Origin of the sequence: Pseudomonas lactis (assembly GCF_001439845.1) — a bacterium.
Taxonomy (GTDB): Bacteria; Pseudomonadota; Gammaproteobacteria; order Pseudomonadales; family Pseudomonadaceae; genus Aquipseudomonas; species Aquipseudomonas lactis.
The window spans coordinates 410,703-436,204 of sequence record NZ_JYLO01000003.1 but is presented as its reverse complement, the minus strand read 5'-3'; the positions used below and the strand labels follow the sequence as shown (position 1 = coordinate 436,204).

Here is a 25,502-nt window from a genome sequence, read left to right as displayed (position 1 = left end):
CGGGCCTGTCGGCCAATTCCCCTATTGGCGTACTCCCCTTGACGGTGCTCACCAGAAGCCTAACCCTTGGCCGATCATTTTAGGGTGGGGATGGTTGGATGAGCCTGTTCCGGGAAGTGGGTATGCATGCGGGGTTGGGCCGCACCTTGTCTCAGATCGGCACCGAGCGGTTCTGGAAGCAACTGGTGCTGTTGTTGCACCAATGCCTGCCCTTCGATAATGCCCTGGCGATTTTCTACCCGCTGGATGGCCCGCCCCAGGCATTGGAAGAGTACGACGCCCAACCCAGCAGCAAACCGGCATCGATGCTGGTGTACCTCAACGGCCTGTACCTGCTCGACCCGTTCTACCAAGCCTGCCGCGAGCACTATGCCAGCGGCGTATACCGCCTGGAGGAAGTGGCGCCGGATCATTTCCGCCAGAGTGAGTACTTCCTCAATTACTTCCACGACAACGTGCTGGAAGACGAAGTGCAATTGATCCTGCAATTGCCCGGCGCGGGCACGCTGTCGCTATCACTGGGTATGCAGCGGCGCTTCAGCTTTGAAGAAACCGGGCTGTTGACCACGCTGTCGGCCTGGGTGTTGCCGCTCATGCAGCAGCATTGGCAGCAAAGCACCCAGCGGGCACCGGCTATGGACAGCCAGATTCGCGATGCGCTGAGTCATTTCGGCAGCGGTGTGCTGTCGGACCGCGAGCTGGAAATCGCCCGCCTGGTGTTGCGTGGGTTCTCCTCCAAGGCCATGGCCGAACGCCTGAAGATCTCGCCGGACACGGTAAAAGTGCACCGCAGGCATTTGTACGCCAAGCTGGACATCTCGTCGCAGCCCGAGTTGTTTTCGTTATTCATTCAGTCGTTGGGCCATGACTTGGAGAACCCATAGGCTTAATCCTACTGAAAGAAATTAATATGCTCCGGCAAGAGATTTACCCCGTCCACTCGCACAGAAAAGTTCGGCCCTTCAGGGTTAACCTTGATATTCAAGGTGCTTACGCCAAATTCGTGGGTCAGTTGCACATCACCCACGTTCACGGGCGGGCCTGTTTGGATATTAATGGCTGAGATGTTGTTTTCTTTCAAAACTCCGGACACATCGATCTCATCCTCCTTTGGGTTGAAATTCAAGATAGTGTCTGGGTCATCGCCAAGGGAGTCGGTGCTTTTTTCATATTTGAATGTATTCTCACCTTGGCGCCCCACCAACTGGTCGGCACCACCGCCGCCGACGAGCACCGAGGGCTCGCCGCGCTTGGCTTCCAGGCGCTCACGCTGGTCTGTACCACGCAAGGTCGGCGGGCTGTTTTCCGGTTGGGTCCACGTGCCGCCAGTGGGAAGGCTTTGTATTGAGGACATATAAGTCACCTGTCAGATAATGAGTGTATGTGAAAGTGTTACGCGTTGCGGATCGAAATCTCTCACGCAGGCAATAACACTTTCCACTCGAAATACTTGACATTAAATGTCTTAAATATGACGTTATTATTTATTAAGGTCACCGCCAATAGCGCATTTATCATCTGGGCGCCAGGGCTGCTGGCTTATACTTCAAGCCAGCGGGTTATAAATGTGACCGCCAGCTAATCATCTCCTCGTTCGGATGGCATTCCCTACCCGAGCACCCACGTGATCGATACTCAGCGGTATGGCTTACCTGATCGACCCGGCATCAACCAAGACTTTAACGACGACTGAAGAAATCGATATGCTCAGGCAACAATTTCATGGCATCAATACGAACAGAGAAGTCTGGCCCATGGGGGCGCACTTTGATTGTGAGTCTACTGTCGCCAAAGGGGCTATGTATGATCTGTACATCACCTATTTTCTCGGGCGGCTCATTCCGAATTCTGACTTCCTTCACCTTGTACTTACTTAGCAGTTTTGATACGTCAATCTTGTCCTCCCCAGGATCAAAATTAAAGATAACATCTTCGTTAGTGCGAGAGGAGTCGGAGAGCTTTTCATACTTGAAGGTATTTGCACCCCACGCTCCCCATAAATGGTCAGCGCCGCCCCGCCCGATAAGCACAGACGCTTCGCCGGGGACGGCGACAAGCCGTTCAGCACGGTTTTCGCCCCGTAATACGGGAGTATGAGAGACCGGTGAGGTCCAGGTTCCACCGATAGGAAGGGGGGCGTATGTCGTCATATTTATAACCCTTTAGTCAGTTTTATGTTGAAGTACTACGCATATTTCAGTACGCAACGCTCTCACATTCCCCCCTCATCTCCCAGCCATTATCTTTAACACATCATTTCAAGAAATTGACACTGTACATATCTCGCAACCGTTCATTCGCCCTATCAACTTTATAGTGACTTAACAATCCCGAAAGAGCTCCCTGTTGCGAGCATTTATTTCAATGGCAGTATGCTGGTATGGCAGTTTAATTATGCGGACACCTTAATAAAGTCCGCACTATTAAAAAACACTCCATGCCAGCACACGAAAGGTGTGAATTATCGCCCTGTGCGAATGGTGTTCCAAACCCGAGTACGCACCCGGTCGATATTCAACGGCATGGCCTCCAGTGCAAATAACTTGCCCATCATTTCCGCGCTTGGATACACCTTTGTATCGGCCTTGATCGCGGGGTCTACCAGGCTGTCGGCCGCCGCGTTGCCGTTAGCGTAGTGCACGTAGTTGGTGATACTCGCCATCACGTCGGGGCGCAGCAGGTAGTTCATGAACGCATAGCCGGCTTTCTCATTCGGTGCGTCGACGGGCATGGCCACCATGTCGAACCAGATCGCTGCGCCTTCCTTGGGAATGTTGTAGCCGATATTCACGCCGTTCTTGGCTTCCTTGGCGCGGCTTTCGGCCTGCAGGATATCGCCGGAGAAACCGACGGCTACACAGATATCGCCATTGGCCAGGTCGGCGGTGTATTTCGAAGAATGGAAATACGCCACGTAAGGTCGCACTTTCATCAGCAGGGCTTCGGCCTTTTTGTAGTCCTCGGCTTTTTTGCTGTGGTGCGGCAAGCCCAGGTAATTCAGCGCGGCAGGCAGCAGTTCGGGGCCGTTATCGAGGATGGCGACGCCGCATTTTTGCAGCTTGGCCATGTTTTCCGGTTTGAAGATCAAGTCCCAGGAGTCCACCGGGGCATTGTCGCCGAGTACCGCCTTGACCTTGTCGATGTTGTAGCCGATACCGGTGCTGCCCCACAGGTACGGGAAGCCGTGGGCATTGCCAGGGTCGTTATTTTCCAGGGCCTTGAGCAGCACCGGGTTGAGGTTTTTCCAGTTGGGCAACTGGCTCTTGTCGAGCTTTTTCAGGGCGCCGCCCTGGATCTGCCGAGCCATGAAATGGTTGGAGGGGAATACCACGTCGTAGCCTGATTTACCGGTCATCAGCTTGCCGTCGAGGGTTTCGTTGCTGTCGTACACGTCGTAGGTGAAACCGATGCCGGTGTCTTGCTGGAAATTTTTGGTGGTGTCCGGTGCGATGTAGTCCGACCAGTTATAGATCTTCACAGTCTCAGCGGCCTGGCTGATAGAGGCCACCAACATCAAGGGCAACAGGGCAATGGCTTTCATGGTTCGATTTCCTGGCGGTTTTAGGGCTTTTTATGGCAGGCGATCAAGGATCAAAGCGTTACAGAATCAGGACATAGGTCTTGCGCACGGTCTCCTGGATATCCCAGATACCGGTGCTATTGGCTGGCAACATCAGTGCGTCACCGGCTTGTATGTGCAGGGTTTCCCCGTTATCAGGCGTGAAGGTGCAGCGCCCTTGGATGAAATGGCAGAACTCCTGGGACGTGATCTGCCGACGCCAGCGCCCCGGCGTACAGGCCCAGATACCGGTCTCGACGCCGTCGTTGCGCTCCACGCTCAGCGTGGAGGCCACGGCGATGGGCTCGCCCAAGGGCGCCGCCACCGGTGATGAATCCGGCAGAGGGGTGTTCAGCGTGTCTTTGAATTGGGTGATGCTCATGGGTTTTCCCCTGTGGGTGGAACGACTTAGTGCATGAAACCTTCCATGAAACCGGCAATGCCGGTCGCCAGCTTGCGACGCCAGGGCGCAGTGTTGGGGTTGGCCAAGACCTGGTCTTCATGAACAAAACTGCGAATGATCGCGTTGTAGCCCAGCCAGCGGCACGGCTCGGGCTCCCAGGCCTTTAGTGCTTTGAGGCCGCCCTCGCGAATCACCCAGGGTTGTTGGGTCAGCAAGGTGTCGCGACCCAGGATCAAATCGGCCAGGGTGCGGCCGCCGAGGTTGGTGGCCCCCACGCCCTCCCCGCCATAGCCGCCGGACAGTGCGACGCCGGTGCTGTGGTCACAGAGCATGTGCGGTCGAAAACGGCGCGACATGCCGAGGTTGCCGCCCCAGGAGTGGGTAATCCTGGCCTTTTTCAGCTGTGGGAAGAGTTCGCCAAACAGGTAGCGACGCAACTCCACTTCGCTGTCGGTCAGGTCGAAGTTGTGCCGCAACTTGCCGGCAAATTGATAACCGCCACGGGCGCCGAACACCAGGCGATTGTCGGCCGTACGCTGGCCGTAGGTAACTTGACGGCTGCTCTCGCCAAAGGCCTGACCCTGACTGAGCCCGATGTCTGCCCAGGTGCTGGCCGGCAGCGGTTCGGTGGCAACGATCAAACTCTGCACCGGTAACTGATAGCGGCCCAACGGCGGCAAGGTATTGGCGTAACCCTCGACAGCAGGCACCACCCAGGCGGCGCGCACGCTGGCCTTGGCGGTGCGCAGGCTGCCGGACTGCCAATGGGTCACGGGGCTGTTCTCGTAGATGGCTACACCCAGGTTCTCAACGGCCCGCGCCAGGCCACGCACCAGTTTCGCCGGGTGGATGGTCGCGACGTGGGGGGCATAGATGCCGCCATAAGGCTTGGCAATGCGGACCTGCTCGGCCAATTGCTGCGGGCTGAGCCAGCGGTAGTCCGCTTCGGTAAGGCCTTGGGCGTACAGCTTGTCCAGATAGCGGCGCAGGCTGCCTTCCTGTTCGGGGTAGCGTGCGGCGCAATACAAGGCGCCACCTTTGCGGTAATCGCAGTCAATGCCTTCGCGCGCCAGCACCTGGGCCACTTCATCGGGAATGCCATGCAAAAGGTCAAACGAAGCGCGACGCTGCTTGGGGGCAAGCCCTGCCAGAAGACGGTCTTCTCCCAAAAGGTTGCCCATCAACCAGCCACCATTGCGCCCGGATGCGCCGAAACCGGCCGTTTGCGCCTCGATGATTGCAATTTTCAGCTCGGGGGCCTGGCGCTTCAGGTAATAGGCGGTCCACAGGCCGGTGTAGCCGGCGCCGATGATCGCCACATTGACGTCCAGGTCGTGCTCCAGCGACGGCCGCGCCACCAGCGGGTCGTCCAGTTGGTCCATCCATAAACTGATACTGCGCCATGCCGGCATGCCAGGTTCCCCTACCTCGGTTCGATAGGGTCGATCCTAGAGCGCAGCGTCAGGGGCTGTCTTGCGCGCGTGCACGCAGAGAAATTTGTTTGAGGTACGCCTTGGGCGATTGCCCGGTGTGCTGGCGAAAAGCGCTGTAGAACGCCGAAAGTGAATTGAAACCGGCGGCAAAGGCCAGATCATCCACCTTGATGGGTGGTGTGGCGCAGTCCAGCGCGGCCAGCAAATGCTGAAGTCGCGCCTGGTTGACGTAGCGATAGAAGCTCTGCCCCAGCACCTGGTTCAGCAGGTAGGACATCTGGTTGCGACTGTAGCCACAGGCCTTGGCGACCCGCTGCAGGTCCAGCTCCGGGTCCAGGTACGGTTGCTGACGCTCGAAATATTGTTGCAGGTCATTGGCCATATAACCCAACTGCTGGGGCGACAGACCCAGGCGGCTGACCGTCGGGCGCAGCGCCTGGGTCGGTTGCTCGTGCACCAGGGACGCATATTCATTCACCCGCCAGATCAACCCGTCGCGCACCGTAATGGCCTCACTGGTACGAAACGACACCAGGCCCTGGCCGCCACGCAAGGTAATGCGGTACTGGATAAACGCCGTATCGCCATCGGCGCGGATGCGATCGGTGTGTTCAATCGCCTCGTCTGCCTCACGGGGCATGCTGGCCTGCAAGTACTCGCGCAACTCGGCATAGCCCACCACACGGTTCTGGAAAAAATCGTGGTACTGGATCTCGGGGTGATAGTAGGCCATCACTCCGTCCAGATCGCGATGGCGCCAGCACAAGTGATGGCGCAGCACCAGCGCGCCGGTAGCGTGGGAATTCTGATACTCATCGTCTGGAGCGATGTCGGGCATATCGGGCTCTATCGCGGGAAAAATACTTGAGACTGCCGAAGTTTACCCGCCTCTTCAAGAGTCAAATCGAGCGCCTGACTAATGGCCTTTTGCCTATTCCTCTGTAGGACATGATCCATATCAAAATTAGGCGAAAGAACCGCTGAACGGGCCCAAAAAAGTCACCTTGCAGTTGCGAACGAATGCTATTTTTAAGTCCTTATCTGTCATGACCAGTGAAGGTCCTGGCCCCTGCCGCGAGCTAAAGGAAGCGCTCAATGAACAAGGTGGGCAACATGAACAAAGTGACATTCCCCAACGCCTGCCAGCTGATGCGCTGGCATTTTCACCCGATGGGCTTCGAGGGCAGCATGGACGCCCCCGGCAGCATGATCGTCCGCCTGTTCGACCGGGCCAGCGGCGAGACATTGATCGCCATCGCGGGGATCCCGTGCGCCACGGTGATGAACGCGGCTGATGTGGAGCGCATCATCGAGGCCGTGGAGGATGAATTGGAGAGTTTTGTGCCGCCGTTGTCGTTGCGGGCGTGAGGTGGCAATAGCGTAGTAACGCCCCACTTTGACGGTAACCACGATGCGAAGCGAGTCGCTCTTGATCTTGATCTGCTTTTGATCTTGATCTCAGGCGCCCCGTTAAACCACGCTGGCCGAATGCAGGCTTGAATTCGTGGGTAACCCGGCAGGACGCCGGGTTAGCCGCCCCGCGCCATGGATGGCGCGTGGCGGCGGCCCACGGATTCAAGCCTGCGTTCGGGCACACCGAGCCTAGGCGAGGTGCCGAGTGGTGGGGCAAGAGCGTTTTGCTTACTTTGCCGCTTTTGCAAAGTGAGCCGCTGTCAGAGCGGAACCCTAAGCGGCCGTTACCGCAGCAATGGATATGCACTCGGTATAACGGTGTCGACTGTGAGGCCGTCTTCGCGAGCAAGCCCGCTCCCACATTTTTGATCGTGGGGTTTCAGGTAGATAGGCGCCGGCTGGCAGGCCGCAATCGCAGGCAAGCCAGCTCCCACATTTTCGATCGTTGGGGTGTCAGGTAGATAGGCGTCGGCTGGCAGGCCGTCATCGCAGGTCAGCCAGCCCCCTTCACTGAACGCTGATCATCAAAAAACACCTTCCTGCCATCCACCCGTTCAGACGCCCTCGGCACATTCACACCCTGGCCTTCCGGCTTCTCCACATACCAATAACAATGGCTGACCGCCCGGGTAATCCCAACGTAGGCCAGGCGCAACACTTCGTCTCTCTGCGCATTGTCATAAGGCTCGTTGTCGCCATCCTTGCCCAAACCCGCCATGCGATACACCTGATTCTTGTACGGCGAACTGGTGACATGCTGACAATCACCCAGCAAAAACACCGCATCCGCCTGCAAGCCCTTGGCACTGTGATAAGTCAGCTGTTTAAGCCTGCGCGCCTGAGGCGCCAAGCTAGAATCAACATTAACTACCGACTGAATATGTTCCTGAATCAATAACTTATCGCTACTTTTTCGATAAAGCATCAGGATTGAATCGCCCCGCTGATAGTGCTTCAGCAACCGCTGCCCCAGTGCCGCGTCGTCACGTTCCAACACCGTGACGGGCACCAATGCCTTGGGCTCGCCACTGGCCCTGGCCTTCTTGCCCGGGATGGCCGGTGCACTGCGTACGATATGTTCGGCGGCGTCGATGATGTGCTGGTGGCTGCGGTAGTTCTCCCCCAGCATCACGCGGGTAGTGCTGGGCGAAACAAACTCCTTGTTGAACTCCATGAAGTACTTGGGCGAACTGCCGCGCCAGCCGTAGATCGATTGCCAGTCATCCCCCACGCACAACAAGGATGAGCGTTGCGCCCCACGCCCGACGTGCATGGCCGGCCCGCGGCTGCGGATTTCCCGCAGGCTGGCGCGGATCCAGGACACGATCTGCGGCGACACGTCCTGGAATTCATCGATCATCAGGTGCGACATCGGCCGCAACAGCGGATCGCTGAGCAGCTTGAGGTTCTCCGGGGTGTTTTCGCCAAATAGCGAGAACATCCGGTTGTAGGTCATGATCGGCGGCGATTGTTCCAGCAGGTGATCTTCCAGGGCCTTCCAGAAAATGCTCAGAGCCTCGAAGAACAGCCGGTCCGGGTCGTCTTTGGCGAAGCTCATCTGGCCAACCGCCGTAGGCACATCCAAACCAAGGTTCTCGATAAACCCGGCTGCCATGACAAAACTGTCCAACAGGGGCGCCGAAGCGAGCTCGCCTGTAACCTTGTAATCAAAGCCTGGCCCGGCCGTGGCATCGCCGCCCAGGCTGCTCAAAAGGCGCTTGGAAGATTCGTAATTATCCAGCCATATCAGCGGCTTATTGCAGAAAGCTTGAAACAACGTGCGCTTCACCGCCCATTCTGCACGCACCGAGAGTTTCGAATTCGGCCGACTGATCTGCGGGTTTTCGCGCCCATCGAACCCCAGTACCACCCAGGCATCGAGCTCCGGGATATAGCCGTGGCAATGAAATTGCGCGCCGTTGATTTCAAAGACCTGACGGCTGGGCTCGATGCCTTTGATCGGCCAGGCACCGGCGCGAAACCACAGGTCTTCGATCACATCACAGAGTTCTTCATCACGCTTGGCGGCCAGTTCAGTCACGGCCATGCGCTTTTGCACGTCCGGATGATCGCGCTCCAGCTCCTTGAGCTGGAGGCCATGGCGTGCCAACGGCGCTATCAACTCGCGAAAGCGCTCATGGCGGCCATACAAGCGGTGATAACAGGCGTTCATCTGTTGCCGCTGGGCGTCGCTGATACGCAGGTCGAAAGCGTTGCTGTCGGCGTCGTCAAAACCACCATTGAGGTTCTCAAAGGCTTGCAGCCGTTCAAAGCCCGGCAGGCTGCGCACCATCGGCAGGATGCGCGAATGAAAGGTGCGCACCACCGCCTGAGCTTCTTTAATGCCAAGGGGTTGGCCCCACAGGCTGAGAATCTCCATGAGTTTGTTGATGAAGTCCTTGCGCGACTCGCGGGTGAACGTCACCACCGTCATGGAACTTAGCTCAAAGCCCAGGTAATGGCTGAGCAGCAGGATGCGCAGCACCAAGGACGTCGACTTGCCGGCGCCTGCGCCCGCAATCACTGAGGTCGAGGGCGTGTCGCTGAAGATCATCTTCCATTGCGCCGCACTTGGCTGCGCGTGGGCTGGCAGCAGGCGTGCGACATCGGCCTTCATGCGTTTCTTCAGCTCTGCGGTGAGCGGCAACCGCCAATCGTCGAACAGGCTGTCATCTATGCCTGGCGCCCGGTGCTCATCGGGGCGAAAGTCACGAATCAACAGGACCTGGCGGCCCTCTTCAATGCCATCGGCCTTGCCCTCGCGGTAACCGTATTCAACGCCCGCCTCATGCCCACTGCGAAAGCCGTCGGCCTGGCCATGCAACCAGGAAAACCGATGTTGCGCACGCAAACGGGTGAGGCCATGGCCGAACAGGCGAGCGGCAAGCCGCTTCAACAGCGGCATTTCAGCCAAGGGGCGCAGTTCGGGAGGTAGATCAGGCTGTTGTTGCGACACGCGGACTCCTGCGGTGAGCTTGTTTTGACCAAGCCGTCATGGTCGCCGGAAACGCCGCTCAGTTCCAGCCAAATGCTTTGCAGTCATGCAGTTAGGCGATGAAGTGAAAGTGAACACCGGGATTAACCATCGAATAAATGGATCATAAACAGGCATTTTTTACGCTTTTTCTCGATCATGCGCTGCTGGATGATAGGCCCATCAACAGGAGACGATCATGCTTGAACTTCGACCTTTCAACACACTGGGCGGCGCCCACCATGGCTGGCTTGACGCTCATCACCACTTTTCCTTTGCCGAATACCACGACCCCCAGCGCATGCACTGGGGCAACTTGCGGGTATGGAACGACGACATCATCGCCCCCGGCAGCGGCTTTCCCCAGCACCCGCACCGCGACATGGAAATCATCACCTATGTGCGCGAAGGGGCCATCAGCCATGCCGACAACCTGGGTAACAAAGGCCGCACCGAAGCCGGCGACGTGCAAGTAATGAGCGCAGGCACCGGCATTGCCCACAGCGAGTACAACCTGGAGGCTACGCCAACCAAGATCTTTCAGATCTGGATCATTCCCAATGAGGCTGGCTTGCCGCCGTCCTGGGGCGCCAAACCGTTTCCACAGGGCAACCGCGAGGGCTTTGTAACCCTGGCCAGCGGCAAGGCTGGCGACAGTGAAAGCTTGCGAATTCGTGCGGATGCACGCTTGGTGGCAGCTAACCTGAAAGCTGGAGAAAGAGCGGAGTACCGGCTGGACAGTGGCCGCCGGGCGTACCTGGTGCCCGCCACGGGCGTGATTGACGTCAATGGCGTGCAGGCAAAGGCGCGAGATGGTGTGGCGGTTGAGGATGAACAGGTATTGCGGGTAACGGCGATTGAGGACAGCGAAATCGTGCTGGTGGACCTCGCCTGATCATGTAGGAGCGAGCTTGCTCGCGAAGAACTCACCGACAAGCACGCGTTATCGTTGACGTTTTTCGCGAGCAAGCTCGCTCCTACATACAGTGTCAGTTATTGGCTGATTGCACCATCGACCAACACCTGCGCCTCTTCCACCAGTTGCTTGAGGTGTTCTTCGCCAATGAAGCTCTCGGCGTAGATCTTGTAGATGTCCTCAGTGCCCGAAGGCCGTGCGGCAAACCAGCCGTTTTCGGTCATGACTTTCAAACCGCCAATCGCTTGGTTGTTGCCCGGCGCATGGCTGAGGATCTGCTGGATGCTCTCCCCGGCCAATTGCGTGGACGTGACCTGCTCCGGCGACAGTTTACCCAGCAGGGCTTTTTGCGCTGGAGTGGCCTTGGCATCCACGCGAATGGCGAACGGCTCACCCAGGGCATCGGTCAAGCCACGGTAGATCTGGCTCGGGTCCTGGCCTTTGCGCGAGGTCATTTCTGCGGCCAGCAAGGCCGGGATCAGGCCGTCCTTGTCGGTGCTCCACACGCTGCCGTCTTTGCGCAGGAACGAGGCGCCGGCGCTTTCTTCGCCGCCAAACCCCAACGAACCTTCGAACAAGCCATCGGCAAACCACTTGAAGCCCACCGGCACTTCGTACAGGCGACGGCCGATGCGCGCTGCGACGCGGTCGATCAGGCCGCTGCTGACCACGGTCTTGCCTACGGCCGCGTCGGCACGCCAGTCCGGACGGTTCTGGAACAGGTAGTCGATGGACACCGCCAGGTAGTTGTTGGGCGCCAGCAAGCCACCAGAGGGCGTGACGATGCCGTGGCGGTCGTGGTCCGGGTCACACGCAAACGCAACGTCGAAGCGTTCCTTGAGCCCGATCAGGCTTTGCATGGCGTAGCTGGAAGACGGGTCCATGCGAATCTGGCCATCCCAGTCGACGCTCATGAAGCGGAAGGTTGCGTCGACCTCGGTATTCACCACCTCCAGGTTCAAGCGGTAGTGCTCGGCAATCGCCGACCAATAGCGCACCCCTGCTCCGCCCAATGGATCCACGCCCAAGCGCAGGTCGGCGCTACGGATCGCGTCCATGTCGATCACGTTGATCAGGTCGGCCACGTAGCTGTTGAGGTAGTCATGGCGATGGGTGGTGTCTGCCTTGAGCGCCTGGGCGTGAGTGATGCGCTTGACCCCGGCCAGCTTGTTGGCGAGCAGTTCGTTGGCCTTGGCTTCGATCCACTTGGTGACGTGAGTATCGGCTGGGCCACCGTTAGGCGGGTTGTACTTGTAGCCGCCACTTTGCGGCGGGTTGTGGGACGGTGTAATCACAATGCCGTCCGCCAGGCCGCTGGTACGGCCACGGTTGTAGCAAATGATGGCGTGGGAAATCGCCGGCGTCGGCGTGTACTCGTCGCCCTCGGCCAGCATCACGTGCACGCCGTTGGCCGCCAGGACTTCCAAGGCACTGGCACCGGCTGGCGTCGACAATGCATGGGTATCCAGGCCGACAAACAATGGGCCCGTGATGCCCTGGGCTTCGCGGTACAGGCAGATGGCCTGGCTGATAGCCAGCACATGCCACTCGTTGAAACTCAGTTCGAACGAACTGCCACGGTGCCCGGAGGTACCAAAAGCCACGCGCTGAGTGGAGATCGCTGCATCAGGCTGGCCGGTGTAGTAGGCCGTGACCAGTCGCGGGATATCCACCAGCAACTGGGCTGGCGCCGGTTTGCCCGCAAAAGGACTGATAGTCATGCATAAACCTCGAAAAGAAGGATTCGGAAAAAATGACAGTTTACTGAGACTTGGACTACTGCGCGACGGTATCGATCCGACAGCCTGAAGAGAAATTTCGCATAATTGAGGTGAGGATATGCACTCGGCCTGACCGGCTGTCAGGCCAGCTCCCACATTGGATAGTTGTAGGAGCGAGCTTGCTCGCGAAAAACTCACAAGCGCCGCGTTTATTCAGGCAGCGCGCGTTATCGTTGACGTTTTTCGCGAGCAAGCTCGCTCCTACTCAGTCTGCGCCTGCCGTAGTGACTGCGCCAGCGTATCCAGGGCGATGTCGAGGTTGGGATGGCCACTAAAGGTATGGCTCAAGCGCATATGCTGGTGATGCAAACCACTGAGGCTGAACAGCTCGCCCGGGGCAATCACCACCTGCTGGGCGAGCATGCGCTGAAACACCAGGCGCATGTCCACCGGCGCCGTCGACTGCAACCAAAAACTCGCCCCGGCCACGGGCATGCGGTAATGCACACGTCCTTGCAGACGCACATCCAAGCGGTGACTCATGGCATGGGCCTGCTCGTGAAGGCGCTGACGCAGCGTCTGCAGGTGCTGGTCAAACCGCCCACTCTCATAAAGCCGGGCAATGGCGCGTTGTCGGATAGCAGACAGTCGAAATGAACGCAGCAAGAATTGGCGCTGCAATTCACTGCTCATCTGCCGCGCCAGCAGGTAACCAAAGGGGGCTTCCGGGCCTAACACCTTTTCGAACGAAGAAAACACGATCAGCCGCTCTGGGTTGACCCGGCTGCGCAAGGCCGGCCCGGGCGGCGCAAAGCTCAGGTCACCGAAGGTATCGTTCTCCAGCAACCAGCAGCCGTGCTGGTCGAGCAGTCGCGCTACGTGCAGCCGCTCGGGTTCGGTCATGGTGTTACCCGAGGGCATGCTGACCACGGATGAGAGCAGCACAAGGTGCACCGGTTCATGGCGCAGCAGGTGCTCCAATGTGGCCAGGTCCGGACGGCCGTCGGCACGCCAGGGCCATTCAATAACCCGTACGCCAGCGGCCTGTAGCAGGCGCAACACCAGGTAATCGCAGGGCGATTCAACCACCACCACGGTGCCTTTGAGGCCCAGGGCATCAATGAGGATGCCCAGTACGCCTTGAAGGTCCGCCCCCACATACACCTCATCCGCTTGCCAGCAGCGGGTGGGCGACGAGGTATAGCGGGCGGCCAAGGCAGCGCGCAACTCCCACACACCGCAGGGTTGCGAAGGTTGCAGGTGATGGGGATACCGGCGTACCAGTTGGCGTTCCAGCGCCAGCAAGGCGCCATCCAGCGACCCCAACAGCGCCGGTTCATCACCACTGAGTACCACCATCGCCGGGCGCCGTGCAGCCGTGTACAAGCGCTCGAGCAAATCAGTACCGGCCATAAGGGGCGCGTTTGCAGCCACGGGCCAAGCGAAGTAGCCGGATTTGGCCACCGAGTACACTCGGCCTTCCTTTTCCAGCAACGAATAGGCGTACTGAATCGTCGAGATCGACACATTCATGCGCGTCGATAACTGCCGCAGGGACGGCAGTTTCACCGGCGTTTCCCGGCTGACTTCGTTGATCAGGTTGATCATGTAGCGGTATACCGCCTGATAGGCAAAGTCTACTTGCCGCTCCCCCCGAAGGTTCATCGTTGCTCACCGGCGTTCATTGGCGGACACACGTTGCTAACGCCCCGACACTTGGGCGACGCGCGCCTCGGGCCGCGCGAAAGCTCGTTTGCGCGCCCGCGTGCCGCGTCCTTCCAACAGCGGGCGCTTACGGTACAGGTGCTGCAACAGCGGCAGCGGCAACCCACTGGTATCCACCAGCCACTGGTGCAGGATGTCCGCTGCGGGTTTGCCCTGTAGTGCCTTGTGGAGTTCGGGGAGCGCCACCAGCATGCCGGGATGGCATTGACGCAAGAAACTCTCCAACCGCTCGCCATGCTGAACAAAAGGTGCAAATAACAGGCAGGTCAATTGGCTGTCGTCCAGACCCGAGAACTCCTGGATGTAGGCGGAGGACAGCAACTGCCCTTCCCGCCCGGACGCTTCTTTGATCAGCGCGACCGGCACGTGCCGGCGATGCAGGAAGTCTGCCGCACGACGAACAAACCCCGCGACGCCATGTTCGTAGGAAAGCTCACGCAGGCACTGGGCCTGCACGCCGTGCAAATGCGCCATGAGCATTGGGTTGGGATAGGCTGGATGGCTGAAATGGAACTCGAACGGGTCCCGCTTGTGGGCGAGGAACCCGGTGAGCAGTGGCGCATGCCCGACGTCGGCGTCTTTGAGCAAGTCGGCGATGCCGATATAGGCCAAATGACGATGCCCGCCCCGGCCCGGACTTTCGTTGCCCGCATAGTGCTCGCCATAGACGTCGCGATAGCAACCCACACTCCACTCCTCCATGCGTGCAAACCATGCATTGAGCGACGATGGCTTAGCGGGCGCAAAGGCAAGACCGGTCGCCAGCGCGCTTTTTTTCAGCCACGCGATGTATTGGCTTTGCTTGCGCGCTGAATCACCGCTGACCAAGGCGTGTACGCCGCCGTTCCAGGTAGCGACCCGTTGATAGAAATCGCCGAGGGCCAGGAGCGTGTCATCGCACAGGGCGGCGCGGATATCGCCGGATGTCAGGTGCCCGATCATCAGCTTGTTACGCTGGCTGATTTCCCGAGCGGCATTGGACGCCGGGCGCTGATGGTTAAATGGCAGCACCTCATGGTTTTCCACCATCAACAGCTCTACGCGGGGGTCGTCATGGAAGAACAGCGCTGCGTAGCCTTGATTCAGTGAGTCGAGCGTTGCTTGAGTCATACCCGCATGCCGCAATGTTGCCACCCGTATCTGAAAAGTCTTGGGCGAGCGTCCGGCAATGGTCAGTTGCGCCGCACGCAGCAACGCGAGGGTGTAGCTGCTCACTTCGCCGCCACCATGGGCGATCAGTACTTTGTAATTGCCCACTTGTTCCATGCCGCCTGCGGCCACCACGATTCGCTGAACGAGCAATTGAAGTGACGTTCGTTCGGCGCGCGTAAAGTGCCCGATTAAACGTTGCAGAACTTGCTGGTAAACATAGCTCATGGCTTGTTCATGAATAGTGCTCATCGTTCTACTACCTGAGTTGAAATATCAGTTTCAAGCAACTACCAAACAGCGTTGCTCGACCTATTACATCTGTAGGCTTGTCTTCCATTGCGCAGCACAAGTTTGAGTCAACATTAGCACCTTGCAACAAAAGCGCAGGTGAGAGCATTGAGGGCGCCCATGGCTGCTCCGCCGGAGAATCCGGCGCCTGCGCGGGCTCCAGCGAAACAGCTGTTAGCCTTAGGAATGTTCCGACAACGTCCTACACTGTTTTAACTAAGCAATTAGAGAATTGTCCGACGAATATTAATCACCTGCGCACCTGGGCTGCGCGTAAAGCAAAAGGGCATTCGTTTTGCACTTGCCGAAAAAAACAATCCGAGCCTCGTTAGTTCTGAAGGTGCGTGACGCAACTGCCGTGTAATCAATCATGGCTCAATCCTTGAGATGACAATGAAGACTCAATTATCGGCACTCAAATAATGATTAACAGATACAGAACAGCGTCAAAAAGCAGTTCAGATGACCTGCCAGCCCAACTTGAATGACGCCCACACAAGAGCGCCGCACTGGATTTCAGGGCGGCGCATGGCAATAACGGTATTGTTTGCGGGGTAGAACGCCCCTGCGGCGGCTCAACCCCGGTGCGGGTTAAGCCCTGTCAAATGGCGCATTTGCCTCATCAGCTCAGGCGCCGGAGTATTCATTTGCGAATACTCCTACAGCTCAAACAGCTTCAACCTGCAACGCCACCCGTTCGCGGCACGGGCATTCATCCATGTATCGGTGCGCTTCGACGAACTGACTGAACGGAAATACCGTGGTTTTCAGTGGGACAAGCACACGGTCGGCCGTCAGCTGGTTGATATCGCGCAACGCACGCTGCAACGCCACTTGGTCCTGGATAATGCCCAGCTCCGGCTTGCCGGTGAAGTTGCCGATACAGTGCACAAAGAACTGAATGTTCTTCTGGAACGCCGCACAGGCCGGGAATGGCGTCTGATTGCCACCTTGCAGGCCATACAGCACCAGGCTGCCGCGCGGCGCCAGGACGTCCCCAAGCAGCGACATCTGCGGGCCTCCCAAGCCATCGAACACCACGTCGACGCCACGGTTGTCCGTGAACTTGTTGATCTGCATCAGCAGGTCTTGTTCTTCGGTCACGATGACCTTTTCCGCCCCGAGAGACAGCAGGTATTCACGTTCAGCACTGTCTTTGGTGGCGGCAATCACCCGTACACCCAGGGCCTTGCCCAGCTGCACAAACGAAGGGCCGGCACAGTGGCTGGCGTCGGTCACCAGGGCAAACTGGCCGGGCTTGACCCGCGCCAGGTCCATGTAGGCAAAGTACGCAATCAGCAGCGGCGTGTAATGCACGCTGGCTTCAATCGGGCTCAAGACATCCGGGTAACGGGTCAGGGCCGAACGGGGCAAGACGATCTGCTCGCCATACACCGGGTAATCATTGGGGCTCTCGGCCGGAAAACTGGCCACCTTATCGCCCACTGCCAAATCATCCACGCCGTCGCCGAGGGCGACTACCACACCGGCCATTTCATGGCCCAGGCCAGAAGGCAGGCGTGCATGGGAAGACGCCAGGTTCTGGCGCCACAGAACGTCGTACCAACTGATGCCGATCGCGTCGACACGCACCTGCACTTCGCCCGGTGCGGGCTGTGCGGCTGCATGCTCTTCGCATTTGAGCACCTCGGCCGGACCAAACTTGTGAAAACGGATCGTGCGGGACATCGCAAACCTCGTCAAAGTAACCTCTAATGCCATGAACTTTATCTGGGCTTTGGGGGTAAGACCACCGGTCACCATTAATAGTCGACATGCCTGTCATTGATTCCGCGAAGGAGGAACACCCCTCAACTATCGTAGGAAAAATCAATTAGCCGGTGCAGAGTACCAGCCTTTCCCCGTAAGATTCATGCCGGTCATCCTTCTGAATCGAACCTCAGGGGTTGCTACATGACCGCTCACATCAAGTTTGCTGACTCTTCCAGGACACAAGATGAACCGTAACGACCTGCGTCGTGTCGACCTTAACCTCTTGATCGTATTCGAAACCTTGATGCATGAGCGCAGTGTGACCCGCGCCGCCGAGAAATTGTTCCTCGGCCAGCCGGCCATCAGCGCGGCGTTGTCACGCCTGCGCGGGTTGTTCGATGACCCCCTGTTCGTGCGCACCGGGCGCAGCATGGAACCCTCGGCCCGCGCCGTGGAAATCTTCGCCCTGCTCTCCCCGGCCCTGGACTCGATCTCCACCGCCGTCAGCCGCGCCGCCGAATTCGACCCGGCCACCAGCACCGCCGTGTTTCGCATTGGCCTGTCCGACGACGTGGAATTCGCCCTGCTCCCGCAACTGCTCAAACGCCTGCGCTCCGAAGCCCCCGGCATCGTGCTGGTGGTACGCCGCGTCAACTACATCCTGATGCCCGGCCTGCTGGCCTCCGGCGAAATCTCCATCGGCGTCAGCTACACCGCCGACCTGCCCGCCAACGCCAAGCGCAAGGTACTGCGCCGCAGCCTGCCCAAACTGCTGCGCGCCGACAGCGTGCCCGGCTCGCTGAGCCTGGATGACTTCTGCTCGCGCCCCCACGCCCTTGTCTCCTTTGCCGGCGACTTGAGCGGGTTTATCGATGAAGAGCTGGAAAAACTCGGCCGCAAGCGCCACGTTGTACTCGCGGTGCCGCAGTTCAATGGCCTGGGTACGTTGCTGGCGGGTACGGACATTTTGGCCACCGTGCCGGATTATGCGGCGGAAGCATTGACCTCGGCGGGTGGGTTGCGGGCCGAAGACCCGCCGTTGCCGGTGCGCTCGTTTGAGCTGCATATGGCGTGGCGGGGTTCGCAGGATAATGATCCGGGGGAGCGGTGGTTGAGGTCGAGGATTCAGATGTTTTTTGGGGATCCTGAGAGTCTCTAGTGGTCGTCTGGCAGGCTGTTTATCTGATCATTTCTGCCTTTTCATAGACCATGAAGACCCATCCATCTCCAGTGGATTGCTCCATTGGGGCACACCTGAGTGCATGCCTCGAATGGTTTGAAAAGGAAAGTCCATGTCATCTGATGAAAAAAGCCTTAGCCGAGGTCGCCGCCGCCCACCGGCAAGGTCACGCCGGTGATGTAGGAGGCCTCGTCGCAGGCCAGGAACAGAATTGCGCCAGCTTGTTCGTCGATGCTGCCGTAGCGTTTCATCGAGCTGCTCTCGAGGGTCTGGTCGACGATCTGCTGGTACCACACACGCTCTTGCTCGCTCTGCGGGTGGCTGTTACGCGGGATGCGCCGTGGCGGTGCCTCGGTGCCGCCGGGCGCGGTGGCGTTGACGCGAATCCCGCTGCCTGCAGTCTCCAGGGCCAGGCAGGCCGTCAAGGCATTCACGCCGCCCTTGGCTGCGCCATAGGGCACGCGATTGACCCCGCGCGTGGCCACGGAAGACACGTTGACGATCGCGCCCGCGCCCTGCTCCAGCATATAGGGCAGCACGCAATGGCAGCACCACAACGTAGGGAACAGCGAGCGGCGCACTTCGGCCTCGATTTCAGCCTCGGCATAATGCTCAAAAGGCTTGGCCCAGATGGTCCCGCCGACGTTATTGACCAGCACGTCTATGCGCCCGAAACGCGCCGTGGCGGCGGCCATTACCCGTGCGCACTCGCTGTATTGTTCCAGGTCGGCGGTCAGCAGTAGCGCTCGCTCATGCTGCAATTCATGCACGAGCTCGGAGCGATCCACCGCGACCAGCCAGGCCCCCTCCTCCAGCAAGCGTTCGGCGACACGTCGGCCGATGCCTTGCGCAGCGCCGGTAACCAGCGCGACCTTGTTGTTAAACCGTTGAGTCATGCGGCAGTCCTCAGGCGGCATCGCACGTGGCGACGGCGTTAGGGGTGAATTTCTCGTAATGGAAGCTGGCCGGGGTCACGCTTTGCTGCTTGAAGTGCTCGCGCACCGCATCGACCATCGGCGGCGGGCCGCACAGGTACACGTCGACATCGCCGCCATTGAGGGCTTCGTCGGCCATGTGCTGGGTCACATAGCCCTGGCGCGGGTGAGTGGTGTGCGGATCAGCCACGCAGGTCACCAGGTTGAAGTCGGGCAAACGCGCGGTAAAAGCCTGCAACGCCTCAATCATCACCAGGTCCTGATCCCGCGTTACGCCGTAGATCAACCGGATCGGGCGGGTTTCCTGGCGCTGCGCGAGCACTTCAAGCATCGACAGGAACGGCGCCAGGCCGGTACCACCGGCCAGTAACAGCAGCGGCCGCGCCACCTCACGCAGGTAGAAACTCCCCAGTGGGCCGGTGATCGCCACGCTGTCGCCCGGCTGGGCGCGCTCGAGCCAACCGCTCATCAACCCGCCGGGCACGTGCTTGATCAGGAAGCTGGCGCGCGGGTCGCCCGGGGGACTGCTGAAGGAGTAAGCACGAGTCTGCCCACTGTCGGGCACGCTGATATTCACGTACTGGCCGGGCAGGAATACCGGCGCCTGGTCCAGTTCGAAACTCACCTCCAGCGCCGCATCGGCATGTCGGGTGATGCCGGCCAGCGTCGCGGCAAAGTGCGTGGTGCCGGTCTTGCAGGCGCTGGACGGCACCGGCACGGCGATCACGCAGTCGGACTGCGGCACCATTTGGCAGGTCAGCACCCGGCGCGCCTGCGCTTCGTCGGCGCTCAGGGCGTCGTCGATAAAGTCGTCGCCCAGGTCGTAGGCGCCGGTTTCACAGCGGCATTTGCAGGTGCCACACACGCCGTCCGAGCAGTCCATGGGCAGGTTGATGCGTTGGCGGAAGGCCGCATCGAGCACCTTTTCTCCCACCTTGCAGTCGATGAAGCGGGTCACTCCATCCTCGAAGTTCAAGGCGATGGCATACGTCATGGCGGTGTCCTCAGATATGGTAGATGTCGATGACCTGGTGGATGTAATCGTTTTTCAGCACCACCTTCTTGCGCGTTATCAGCGGCTGCTCGGCACGGATGTCGAGGCGATAGAAGGAGGTACCGAAATAACTGTCGGTGGTTTTGTAGCGGTGGCTGAGGGTGTGCCAGTTGAAACGCAGGTCCACCTGCGCGCCGTCGTCGGCCAGCACTTCGAGGTTGCACAGCATGTGCACGGTGCGCGGCTCGGGCGTGCTGGCACTGGAGCGCTCAGTCTTGATGCGAAAGATGCGGTCTTCCAGGCCGTCACGGTTGGGGTAGTAGATCAGCGAGATTTCGCGCTGCGGGTCTTCGGTAAGAGTGTCGTGATCGTCCCAGGCGGGCATCCAGAACTCGGCCTTGGGCGAATAGCAGGCCAGCCAGTCATCCCATTGGCGGTCGTCGAGCAGGCGCGCTTCACGGTAAAGAAAATCCAGCAGGTGGTCCCGGGCAAGGCTCATGGCAGCACCTCACAGTCGCTGGCTATCAGCCCTTGCTGTTCGCGCTCGATTGCACGCTGCAGGCTTTGGGCCCAGTGCGCATGCTGGCGCACAAACAAGCCCTCGTCCTCGGTCTTGACCCCGCTGAGCTGCGGTTGCATACCCATGGCCAAGGCATTTTCGTCCGCACCCTCGACCCACTGCTTGGCGCCACGGCTCAAGTCATTCCACAGGGTGCTCGCGCCCTGGTAACCGGTCTGGCAGGCGCGGAACTCCTCGAGGTCATCCGGGGTGCCCATGCCGCTGACATTGAAGAAGTCTTCGTACTGGCGAATCCGCGTGGCGCGCTCCTGGGCGCTTTCGCCGATGGGCGCCATGCAATAGATTGTCACTTCGGTTTTATCCACGGCGAGGGGCCGCACCACGCGGATCTGGGTCGAGAACTGGTCCATCAGGTACACATTGGGGTAGAGACAGAGGTTGCGGGTCTGGTCGACGATAAAGTCGGCGCGCGCTTGGCCCAGGCGTTCGGCCAAGGCCTCGCGGTGAGCGTGCACCGGGCGCACTTGGGGGTTAAGCAGGCGCGTCCACAGCAGGATATGCCCGTGGTCGAAGGCGTAGACGCCGCCCAGGCTTTTCGACCAGCCATTGGCGTCGACGGTGCGCGTGCCTTCGGCGTCGTAGTTGCGCCGGCCCATGGTCGCCGAGTAGTTCCAGTGCACGGAGCTGACGTGGTAACCGTCGGCGCCGTTTTCGATTTGCAGCTTCCAGTTGCCGTCATAGACATAGGAAGAGCTGCCGCGCAGCACCTCCAGGCCCAAAGGGGCCTGGTCGACCATCTGGTCGATGATGACGCGGGTTTCACCCAAGTAATCGCTGAGTTCCGGCACCGCATCGCTGAGGCTGGCGAACAGGAAACCGCGGTAGTTTTCAAAGCGCGCCAGGCGCTTGAGGTCATGGGAGCCGTCGCAGTCGAAGCTGTCCGGGTAGGCGCCGGTCTTTGCGTCCTTTACCTTGAGCAGCTTGCCGGCGTTGCTGAACGTCCAGCCATGGAAGGGGCAAGTGAATGAGCCCTTGTTGCCTTGTTTGCGCCGGCACAACATGGCGCCGCGATGCGCGCAGGCGTTGACCAGGCCATGCAGCGCGCCGTGCTTGTCACGGGTGATGACCACCGGCTGGCGGCCGATCCAGGTGGTGAAGTAATCGTTGATCTGCGGCACCTGGCTTTCATGGGCCAGGTAGATCCAGCCGCCTTCGAAGATGTGTTTCATCTCCAGGGCAAACAGGTCGGGGTCGGTGAAGATGTCGCGGCGGCAGCGGAACACCCCAGTGGCGGGGTCTTCCTGTACGGACTCGCGCAATTGGCAGGCGAGTCGGTCGAGTGTACTGATCATGGGGCGGGCCCTCCGTTGTTCTTGTATCAGGCGCCCTCACCGTACGTGCTCGCCCTGCCCGTCAATATCCGCTGCCTGCACATCGCTATCCGCCAGGCGCACGTCGCTTAACGATGGCGTTTCCAGGTCTGCGACGGCAGTTCGCCGAAGCGTTTGCGATAGGCTTCGGAAAACCGCCCCAGGTGCATGAACCCATGGTCCAAAGCCACCTCGGTCACGCTGCGCGTGCTGCTTAGTTGCAAGCGTGCATGTACGCGTTCGAGCTTGCAGCGGCGTACGTAATCGCGCGGCGACAGCCCCACCTGGCGCTCAAACAGGCTGTACAGCGAACGTTCACTGACGTTGGCCACGGCCATCAACTGCTCGACGCTGATGTCATCGCCCAGGTGCTGCTGGATAAATTCGTGCACCGCTTCAAACCCACCGCCGTGGGCAGCCCGGGGGGGCACCCGCGACACATTGCTGCCCAGCAATGCCAGCAGCTTGTTGGCCACGATGCGTTCGTACAGGCCTTGCATGTGGGGCTCGGCAGCGTTTTCCGCCTCATGGCAGATCAACCCGAGCAACGGCAGGAAGCCGCCCATTTCACTGAGCGCGTGGCGGGCCGTCGTGAAGCGGACCCCCGCCCGCGGCAGGCTCCAGTGCTGCTCCAGGCAGGCGTTTTCCAGCAGGCGCACCGGCAGTTTGATGATGAATTTTTCGCAGTCGGCGGAATAGGTCAGGTCTACCGGGTCGTCCGGATTGATCAGCAGGATTTCCCCCGGCCCGAACACATCATCCTCGCCACGGGAGTTGGAGCGGCAATGCCCGCTCAAGAGGATCTGCAGGTGGTAGATGGTCTCCAGCGCCACCGACGTGACCCGCACCGGTGCGCCGTAGCTGATGCGGCACAGGTCCAGGCTGGCGAAGGTGCGATGGCTGATACTTGCCCGGGGCTGGCCCCTGGGAGGCAGGCGAATGCAGTGGCTGCCCACATGCTGGTTGACGTAGTCCGACACCGCGTAGGCATCGGCGCCCTGGAAAATCTGGCTGCGCTCACTCAATAGCACGGTCATGGTCGCGACTCTTTTATCGTTATTGGGCTCAGGCTGACGCTTGGGTAGGGGGGCGTCCAATATGGATAAAGTCTGGAGGGATACCCTGGAGGTATAGTCGGGCGTGGCGCTCGGGACCTAGCGATACCCCCGCGCCTGAACATCGAACAACTCGGCATAGCATCCACCCGCCGCCATCAGTTGGTGATGACTGCCCTCCTCCAGGATTCGCCCGCCGTCCAGCACGATGATGTGGTCGGCATTGCGCACGCTGGAGAATCGATGGGAAATCAACAACGTCATGCGGCCCTTGGCGTGTTCGCGAAAGTGCTCGAACACCGCCGCCTCGGCGCCGGCGTCCAGCGCCGCCGTCGGCTCGTCAAGAATCAGCAGATCCGCCTCCTGGCGCATATATGCGCGTGACAACCCAACCTTCTGCCATTGCCCACCCGACAACTCCTGGCCGCCAAGCCAGCGCCCTAACGGTGTGCCGTAGGTCTTGCTCAGGCGTTCGATGAACCCGGCGGCCACCCCCTGGGTTGCAGCCTTGCGCCAACGCGCCTCGTCGTTCAGCGCATCGACGTCACCCACGCCAAGGTTCTCGCCGACGGTCATCTGGTAGCGGATGTAATCCTGGAAAATCACCCCAATGCGCTGGCGCAGTGTCTGTTCATCCCAGTCTTGCAAGTCGCTGCCATCCAGCAGAATACGCCCCTCGTGCGGGGTATACAGGCGCGTGAGCAGTTTGATCAGGCTGGTTTTGCCCGAGCCATTCTCGCCCACCAGGGCCAGGCTTTGCCCCGGCGCCAAGTGCAGGTTGATGTCAGTCAATGCCGGCCCCTCAGCGCCGGGGTAACTGAACCCCACGTGCTCGCAACGCAGACCGTCGCCGGGACGCGCGCCCTGGGTAAGCCGGCCACTCGGCACGACCACTGGGGTTAGCAGGTACTCATAAAGATCTGAGAGAAACAGACTGTCGTCATACAGGCCGGCAATCGCGCTGAGGCTGGCGGTGATCGCGCTTTGCCCTTGCTTGAACAGCACGATGTACATGGTCATCTGCCCCAGGCTGGTCTGGCCGCGCACGGTGTCCAGCACCACCCAGGCGTAAGCCACATAAAACGCCGCGGTGCCCAGCAGGCCCAGGGCAAAGCCCCAGGCATCCCGGCGCACCGTCAACTGGCGGTCTTCGGCGTACAAGCGTCGGGCGTTGTCGCGGTAGCGCTTGAGGAACAGCGGCGCCAGCCCGAACAGCTTGACCTCTTTGGCATGGGTCTCGTGGGACAGCAGCGATTCCAGGTAATTCTGCTGACGGGTCTCCGGCGCACGCCGGTGGAACAGGCGAAACGCATTGCCCGAGAAATGCGTCTCGGCGAAGAAAACCGGTAAGGCGCCGACCACCAGAATCACCAGCGCCCACGGCGAAAAGTGCACTAACAACACGGCAAAGCTGACCAGCGAGATCAGGTTCTGCACCAACCCCAGGCCCTTGGTGACCAGGCTCAGCGGCCGTGTCGACGCGCCCTGGCGCACGCGCACCAGCTTGTCGTGGAACTCGGCGTCTTCAAATTGCGTGAGCGAGAGGGTCTGGGCCTTCTCCAGAATCATCAGGTTGACCTTCACCCCCAACTGCACCCGCAGCAACGATTGCTGCATTGACAACGCACGCTGAGCGGCGGCCAGCAGCCCCAACACGCCCGCCTCGGCCAGCACGTATTGCATCACTGGCCACACGGGTGCCTGGCTGCCAGCTGCATGAATCTGCATCGCATGCACCACGCCATCGACAATACGCTGGCCGATCCAGGCAGCCAGCGCAGGCAACAGACCTGCAACGATGGTGGCCAGCAGCAGGCCTATGAATAAGGGGCGCGACGTCCCCCAGACCAGCTTCAGTGCCCTGCGCGCCTGGATGGAAAACGCGCTCAATCGATTGAACAGCACCATCAATGGCATGGACTCCGTGTGGGGTTTAGGAGTGAGACGGGTGGATTATGACAGGCGATGACGTCGAGCACATCCAACGGCGAGCCGACACGCCGCGCCAGCCGGGTAATAAAAATAGGTGATCTTATAAAACCACAAGATAACAATATCTAATAATTAGCTTATTCTAAAAAAGACTTTCCCCGCAGTTTTTTATAGAGATATCTTCACTTCACAGACCGACCCCATGCCTGGCGGAGGACG

General features: G+C 59.6%; 21 protein-coding genes. 4 read left to right on the top strand and 17 right to left on the bottom strand.

What is annotated here, in order from left to right; all coding sequences use genetic code 11:
- Positions 1-98 precede the first annotated feature (98 nt).
- Positions 99-884, top strand: coding sequence for a helix-turn-helix transcriptional regulator (locus TX24_RS06935; RefSeq protein ID WP_003191146.1), 786 nt, complete (start codon positions 99-101; stop codon positions 882-884).
- An 8-nt stretch (positions 885-892) separates the two neighbouring features.
- On the opposite strand, the gene TX24_RS06930 is transcribed toward TX24_RS06935, so the two are convergent.
- The 6 genes from TX24_RS06930 to TX24_RS06905 form a co-directional block, all read right to left on the bottom strand.
- Positions 893-1,354 carry a M10 family metallopeptidase C-terminal domain-containing protein gene (locus TX24_RS06930; protein WP_057709970.1) on the bottom strand — a complete coding sequence of 154 codons (462 nt, stop codon included), beginning with the start codon at positions 1,352-1,354 and terminating at the stop codon, positions 893-895.
- A gap of 325 nt (positions 1,355-1,679) precedes the next feature.
- Positions 1,680-2,150, bottom strand: a complete 471-nt coding sequence (locus TX24_RS30395; protein WP_082628760.1) for a M10 family metallopeptidase C-terminal domain-containing protein — start codon at positions 2,148-2,150, stop codon at positions 1,680-1,682.
- 311 nt (positions 2,151-2,461) lie between these two features.
- Positions 2,462-3,541, bottom strand: coding sequence for a polyamine ABC transporter substrate-binding protein (locus tag TX24_RS06920; RefSeq protein WP_034135602.1), 1,080 nt, complete (start codon positions 3,539-3,541; stop codon positions 2,462-2,464).
- Between the two features lie 58 nt (positions 3,542-3,599).
- On the bottom strand, positions 3,600-3,941 hold the full coding sequence (locus TX24_RS06915; protein ID WP_003191142.1) for a cupin domain-containing protein: 342 nt from the start codon (positions 3,939-3,941) through the stop codon (positions 3,600-3,602).
- Positions 3,942-3,967: 26 nt separating this feature from the next.
- The gene (locus TX24_RS06910) at positions 3,968-5,374 is read right to left on the bottom strand and encodes an NAD(P)/FAD-dependent oxidoreductase (RefSeq protein ID WP_034135601.1); all 1,407 of its coding nucleotides are present in this window, start codon (positions 5,372-5,374) and stop codon (positions 3,968-3,970) included.
- Positions 5,375-5,423: 49 nt separating this feature from the next.
- Entirely contained in the window at positions 5,424-6,233 is an 810-nt protein-coding gene (locus TX24_RS06905) for a helix-turn-helix transcriptional regulator (RefSeq protein WP_034135600.1), read from the bottom strand.
- Between the two features lie 257 nt (positions 6,234-6,490).
- Here TX24_RS06905 and TX24_RS06900 point away from each other — a divergent pair, with 257 nt between their 5' ends.
- Positions 6,491-6,763, top strand: coding sequence for a DUF1652 domain-containing protein (locus TX24_RS06900; protein WP_034135599.1), 273 nt, complete (start codon positions 6,491-6,493; stop codon positions 6,761-6,763).
- 538 nt (positions 6,764-7,301) lie between these two features.
- Here TX24_RS06900 and TX24_RS06895 read toward each other — a convergent pair.
- Positions 7,302-9,764: a UvrD-helicase domain-containing protein gene (locus TX24_RS06895; protein WP_057709968.1), complete on the bottom strand. Its 2,463-nt coding sequence runs from the start codon at positions 9,762-9,764 to the stop codon at positions 7,302-7,304.
- Between the two features lie 217 nt (positions 9,765-9,981).
- On the opposite strand from TX24_RS06895, the gene TX24_RS06890 reads away from it, so the two are divergent.
- Positions 9,982-10,677 carry a pirin family protein gene (locus TX24_RS06890; RefSeq protein WP_057709967.1) on the top strand — a complete coding sequence of 232 codons (696 nt, stop codon included), beginning with the start codon at positions 9,982-9,984 and terminating at the stop codon, positions 10,675-10,677.
- A gap of 98 nt (positions 10,678-10,775) precedes the next feature.
- Here the strand turns inward: TX24_RS06890 and pgm are convergent, their stop codons facing one another.
- The 4 genes from pgm to TX24_RS06870 all read right to left on the bottom strand — a co-directional run bounded on the left by pgm (position 10,776) and on the right by TX24_RS06870 (position 17,273).
- Positions 10,776-12,419 (bottom strand): phosphoglucomutase (alpha-D-glucose-1,6-bisphosphate-dependent), encoded by a 1,644-nt coding sequence (pgm, locus tag TX24_RS06885; protein ID WP_034135596.1) that lies wholly within the window; start codon positions 12,417-12,419, stop codon positions 10,776-10,778.
- 261 nt (positions 12,420-12,680) lie between these two features.
- The gene (locus TX24_RS06880) at positions 12,681-14,084 is read right to left on the bottom strand and encodes an aminotransferase-like domain-containing protein (RefSeq protein WP_003191132.1); all 1,404 of its coding nucleotides are present in this window, start codon (positions 14,082-14,084) and stop codon (positions 12,681-12,683) included.
- Positions 14,085-14,120: 36 nt separating this feature from the next.
- Positions 14,121-15,545, bottom strand: coding sequence for a hypothetical protein (locus tag TX24_RS06875; RefSeq protein ID WP_169878712.1), 1,425 nt, complete (start codon positions 15,543-15,545; stop codon positions 14,121-14,123).
- A gap of 705 nt (positions 15,546-16,250) precedes the next feature.
- Complete coding sequence (locus tag TX24_RS06870) at positions 16,251-17,273, bottom strand: zinc-dependent alcohol dehydrogenase family protein (RefSeq protein WP_003191130.1); 1,023 nt, start codon at positions 17,271-17,273, stop codon at positions 16,251-16,253.
- A 268-nt stretch (positions 17,274-17,541) separates the two neighbouring features.
- Here TX24_RS06870 and TX24_RS06865 point away from each other — a divergent pair, with 268 nt between their 5' ends.
- Positions 17,542-18,456, top strand: a complete 915-nt coding sequence (locus tag TX24_RS06865) for a LysR family transcriptional regulator (protein ID WP_034127379.1) — start codon at positions 17,542-17,544, stop codon at positions 18,454-18,456.
- A gap of 155 nt (positions 18,457-18,611) precedes the next feature.
- Here TX24_RS06865 and TX24_RS06860 read toward each other — a convergent pair whose 3' ends face one another.
- The 6 genes from TX24_RS06860 to TX24_RS06835 all read right to left on the bottom strand — a co-directional run bounded on the left by TX24_RS06860 (position 18,612) and on the right by TX24_RS06835 (position 25,259).
- A complete protein-coding gene (locus TX24_RS06860; RefSeq protein WP_057709965.1) occupies positions 18,612-19,373 on the bottom strand; it encodes a 1,6-dihydroxycyclohexa-2,4-diene-1-carboxylate dehydrogenase in 762 nt (253 codons plus the stop codon).
- Positions 19,374-19,383: 10 nt separating this feature from the next.
- Positions 19,384-20,406 carry a benzoate 1,2-dioxygenase electron transfer component BenC gene (gene benC / locus TX24_RS06855; protein ID WP_057709964.1) on the bottom strand — a complete coding sequence of 341 codons (1,023 nt, stop codon included), beginning with the start codon at positions 20,404-20,406 and terminating at the stop codon, positions 19,384-19,386.
- Between the two features lie 10 nt (positions 20,407-20,416).
- The gene (gene benB / locus TX24_RS06850; RefSeq protein WP_034135573.1) at positions 20,417-20,905 is read right to left on the bottom strand and encodes a benzoate 1,2-dioxygenase small subunit; all 489 of its coding nucleotides are present in this window, start codon (positions 20,903-20,905) and stop codon (positions 20,417-20,419) included.
- Positions 20,902-22,278 carry a Rieske 2Fe-2S domain-containing protein gene (locus tag TX24_RS06845; protein WP_003191120.1) on the bottom strand — a complete coding sequence of 459 codons (1,377 nt, stop codon included), beginning with the start codon at positions 22,276-22,278 and terminating at the stop codon, positions 20,902-20,904. Before TX24_RS06845 ends, benB begins: the two co-directional genes overlap by 4 nt.
- A 107-nt stretch (positions 22,279-22,385) precedes the next feature.
- Positions 22,386-23,333 carry an AraC family transcriptional regulator gene (locus tag TX24_RS06840; RefSeq protein ID WP_003191119.1) on the bottom strand — a complete coding sequence of 316 codons (948 nt, stop codon included), beginning with the start codon at positions 23,331-23,333 and terminating at the stop codon, positions 22,386-22,388.
- Positions 23,334-23,450: 117 nt separating this feature from the next.
- A complete protein-coding gene (locus TX24_RS06835; protein WP_057710010.1) occupies positions 23,451-25,259 on the bottom strand; it encodes an ABC transporter ATP-binding protein in 1,809 nt (602 codons plus the stop codon).
- Positions 25,260-25,502: the final 243 nt, after the last annotated feature.

Excerpts from the sequence above, each read along its gene's own strand:
- pgm (WP_034135596.1), bottom strand. The coding sequence starts at position 12,419 with ATGACTATCAGTCCTTTTGCGGGCAAACCGGCGCCAGCCCAGTTGCTG.
- TX24_RS06890 (WP_057709967.1), top strand. The coding sequence starts at position 9,982 with ATGCTTGAACTTCGACCTTTCAACACACTGGGCGGCGCCCACCATGGC.
- TX24_RS06865 (WP_034127379.1), top strand. The coding sequence starts at position 17,542 with ATGAACCGTAACGACCTGCGTCGTGTCGACCTTAACCTCTTGATCGTA.
- TX24_RS06935 (WP_003191146.1), top strand. The coding sequence starts at position 99 with ATGAGCCTGTTCCGGGAAGTGGGTATGCATGCGGGGTTGGGCCGCACC.
- TX24_RS06900 (WP_034135599.1), top strand. The coding sequence starts at position 6,491 with ATGAACAAGGTGGGCAACATGAACAAAGTGACATTCCCCAACGCCTGC.
- benC (WP_057709964.1), bottom strand. The coding sequence starts at position 20,406 with ATGACGTATGCCATCGCCTTGAACTTCGAGGATGGAGTGACCCGCTTC.
- TX24_RS06920 (WP_034135602.1), bottom strand. The coding sequence starts at position 3,541 with ATGAAAGCCATTGCCCTGTTGCCCTTGATGTTGGTGGCCTCTATCAGC.
- TX24_RS06930 (WP_057709970.1), bottom strand. The coding sequence starts at position 1,354 with ATGTCCTCAATACAAAGCCTTCCCACTGGCGGCACGTGGACCCAACCG.
- TX24_RS30395 (WP_082628760.1), bottom strand. The coding sequence starts at position 2,150 with ATGACGACATACGCCCCCCTTCCTATCGGTGGAACCTGGACCTCACCG.
- TX24_RS06905 (WP_034135600.1), bottom strand. The coding sequence starts at position 6,233 with ATGCCCGACATCGCTCCAGACGATGAGTATCAGAATTCCCACGCTACC.
- TX24_RS06875 (WP_169878712.1), bottom strand. The coding sequence starts at position 15,545 with ATGAGCACTATTCATGAACAAGCCATGAGCTATGTTTACCAGCAAGTT.
- TX24_RS06860 (WP_057709965.1), bottom strand. The coding sequence starts at position 19,373 with ATGACTCAACGGTTTAACAACAAGGTCGCGCTGGTTACCGGCGCTGCG.
- TX24_RS06915 (WP_003191142.1), bottom strand. The coding sequence starts at position 3,941 with ATGAGCATCACCCAATTCAAAGACACGCTGAACACCCCTCTGCCGGAT.
- benB (WP_034135573.1), bottom strand. The coding sequence starts at position 20,905 with ATGAGCCTTGCCCGGGACCACCTGCTGGATTTTCTTTACCGTGAAGCG.
- TX24_RS06910 (WP_034135601.1), bottom strand. The coding sequence starts at position 5,374 with ATGCCGGCATGGCGCAGTATCAGTTTATGGATGGACCAACTGGACGAC.
- TX24_RS06880 (WP_003191132.1), bottom strand. The coding sequence starts at position 14,084 with ATGAACCTTCGGGGGGAGCGGCAAGTAGACTTTGCCTATCAGGCGGTA.
- TX24_RS06835 (WP_057710010.1), bottom strand. The coding sequence starts at position 25,259 with ATGGTGCTGTTCAATCGATTGAGCGCGTTTTCCATCCAGGCGCGCAGG.
- TX24_RS06870 (WP_003191130.1), bottom strand. The coding sequence starts at position 17,273 with ATGTCCCGCACGATCCGTTTTCACAAGTTTGGTCCGGCCGAGGTGCTC.
- TX24_RS06840 (WP_003191119.1), bottom strand. The coding sequence starts at position 23,333 with ATGACCGTGCTATTGAGTGAGCGCAGCCAGATTTTCCAGGGCGCCGAT.
- TX24_RS06845 (WP_003191120.1), bottom strand. The coding sequence starts at position 22,278 with ATGATCAGTACACTCGACCGACTCGCCTGCCAATTGCGCGAGTCCGTA.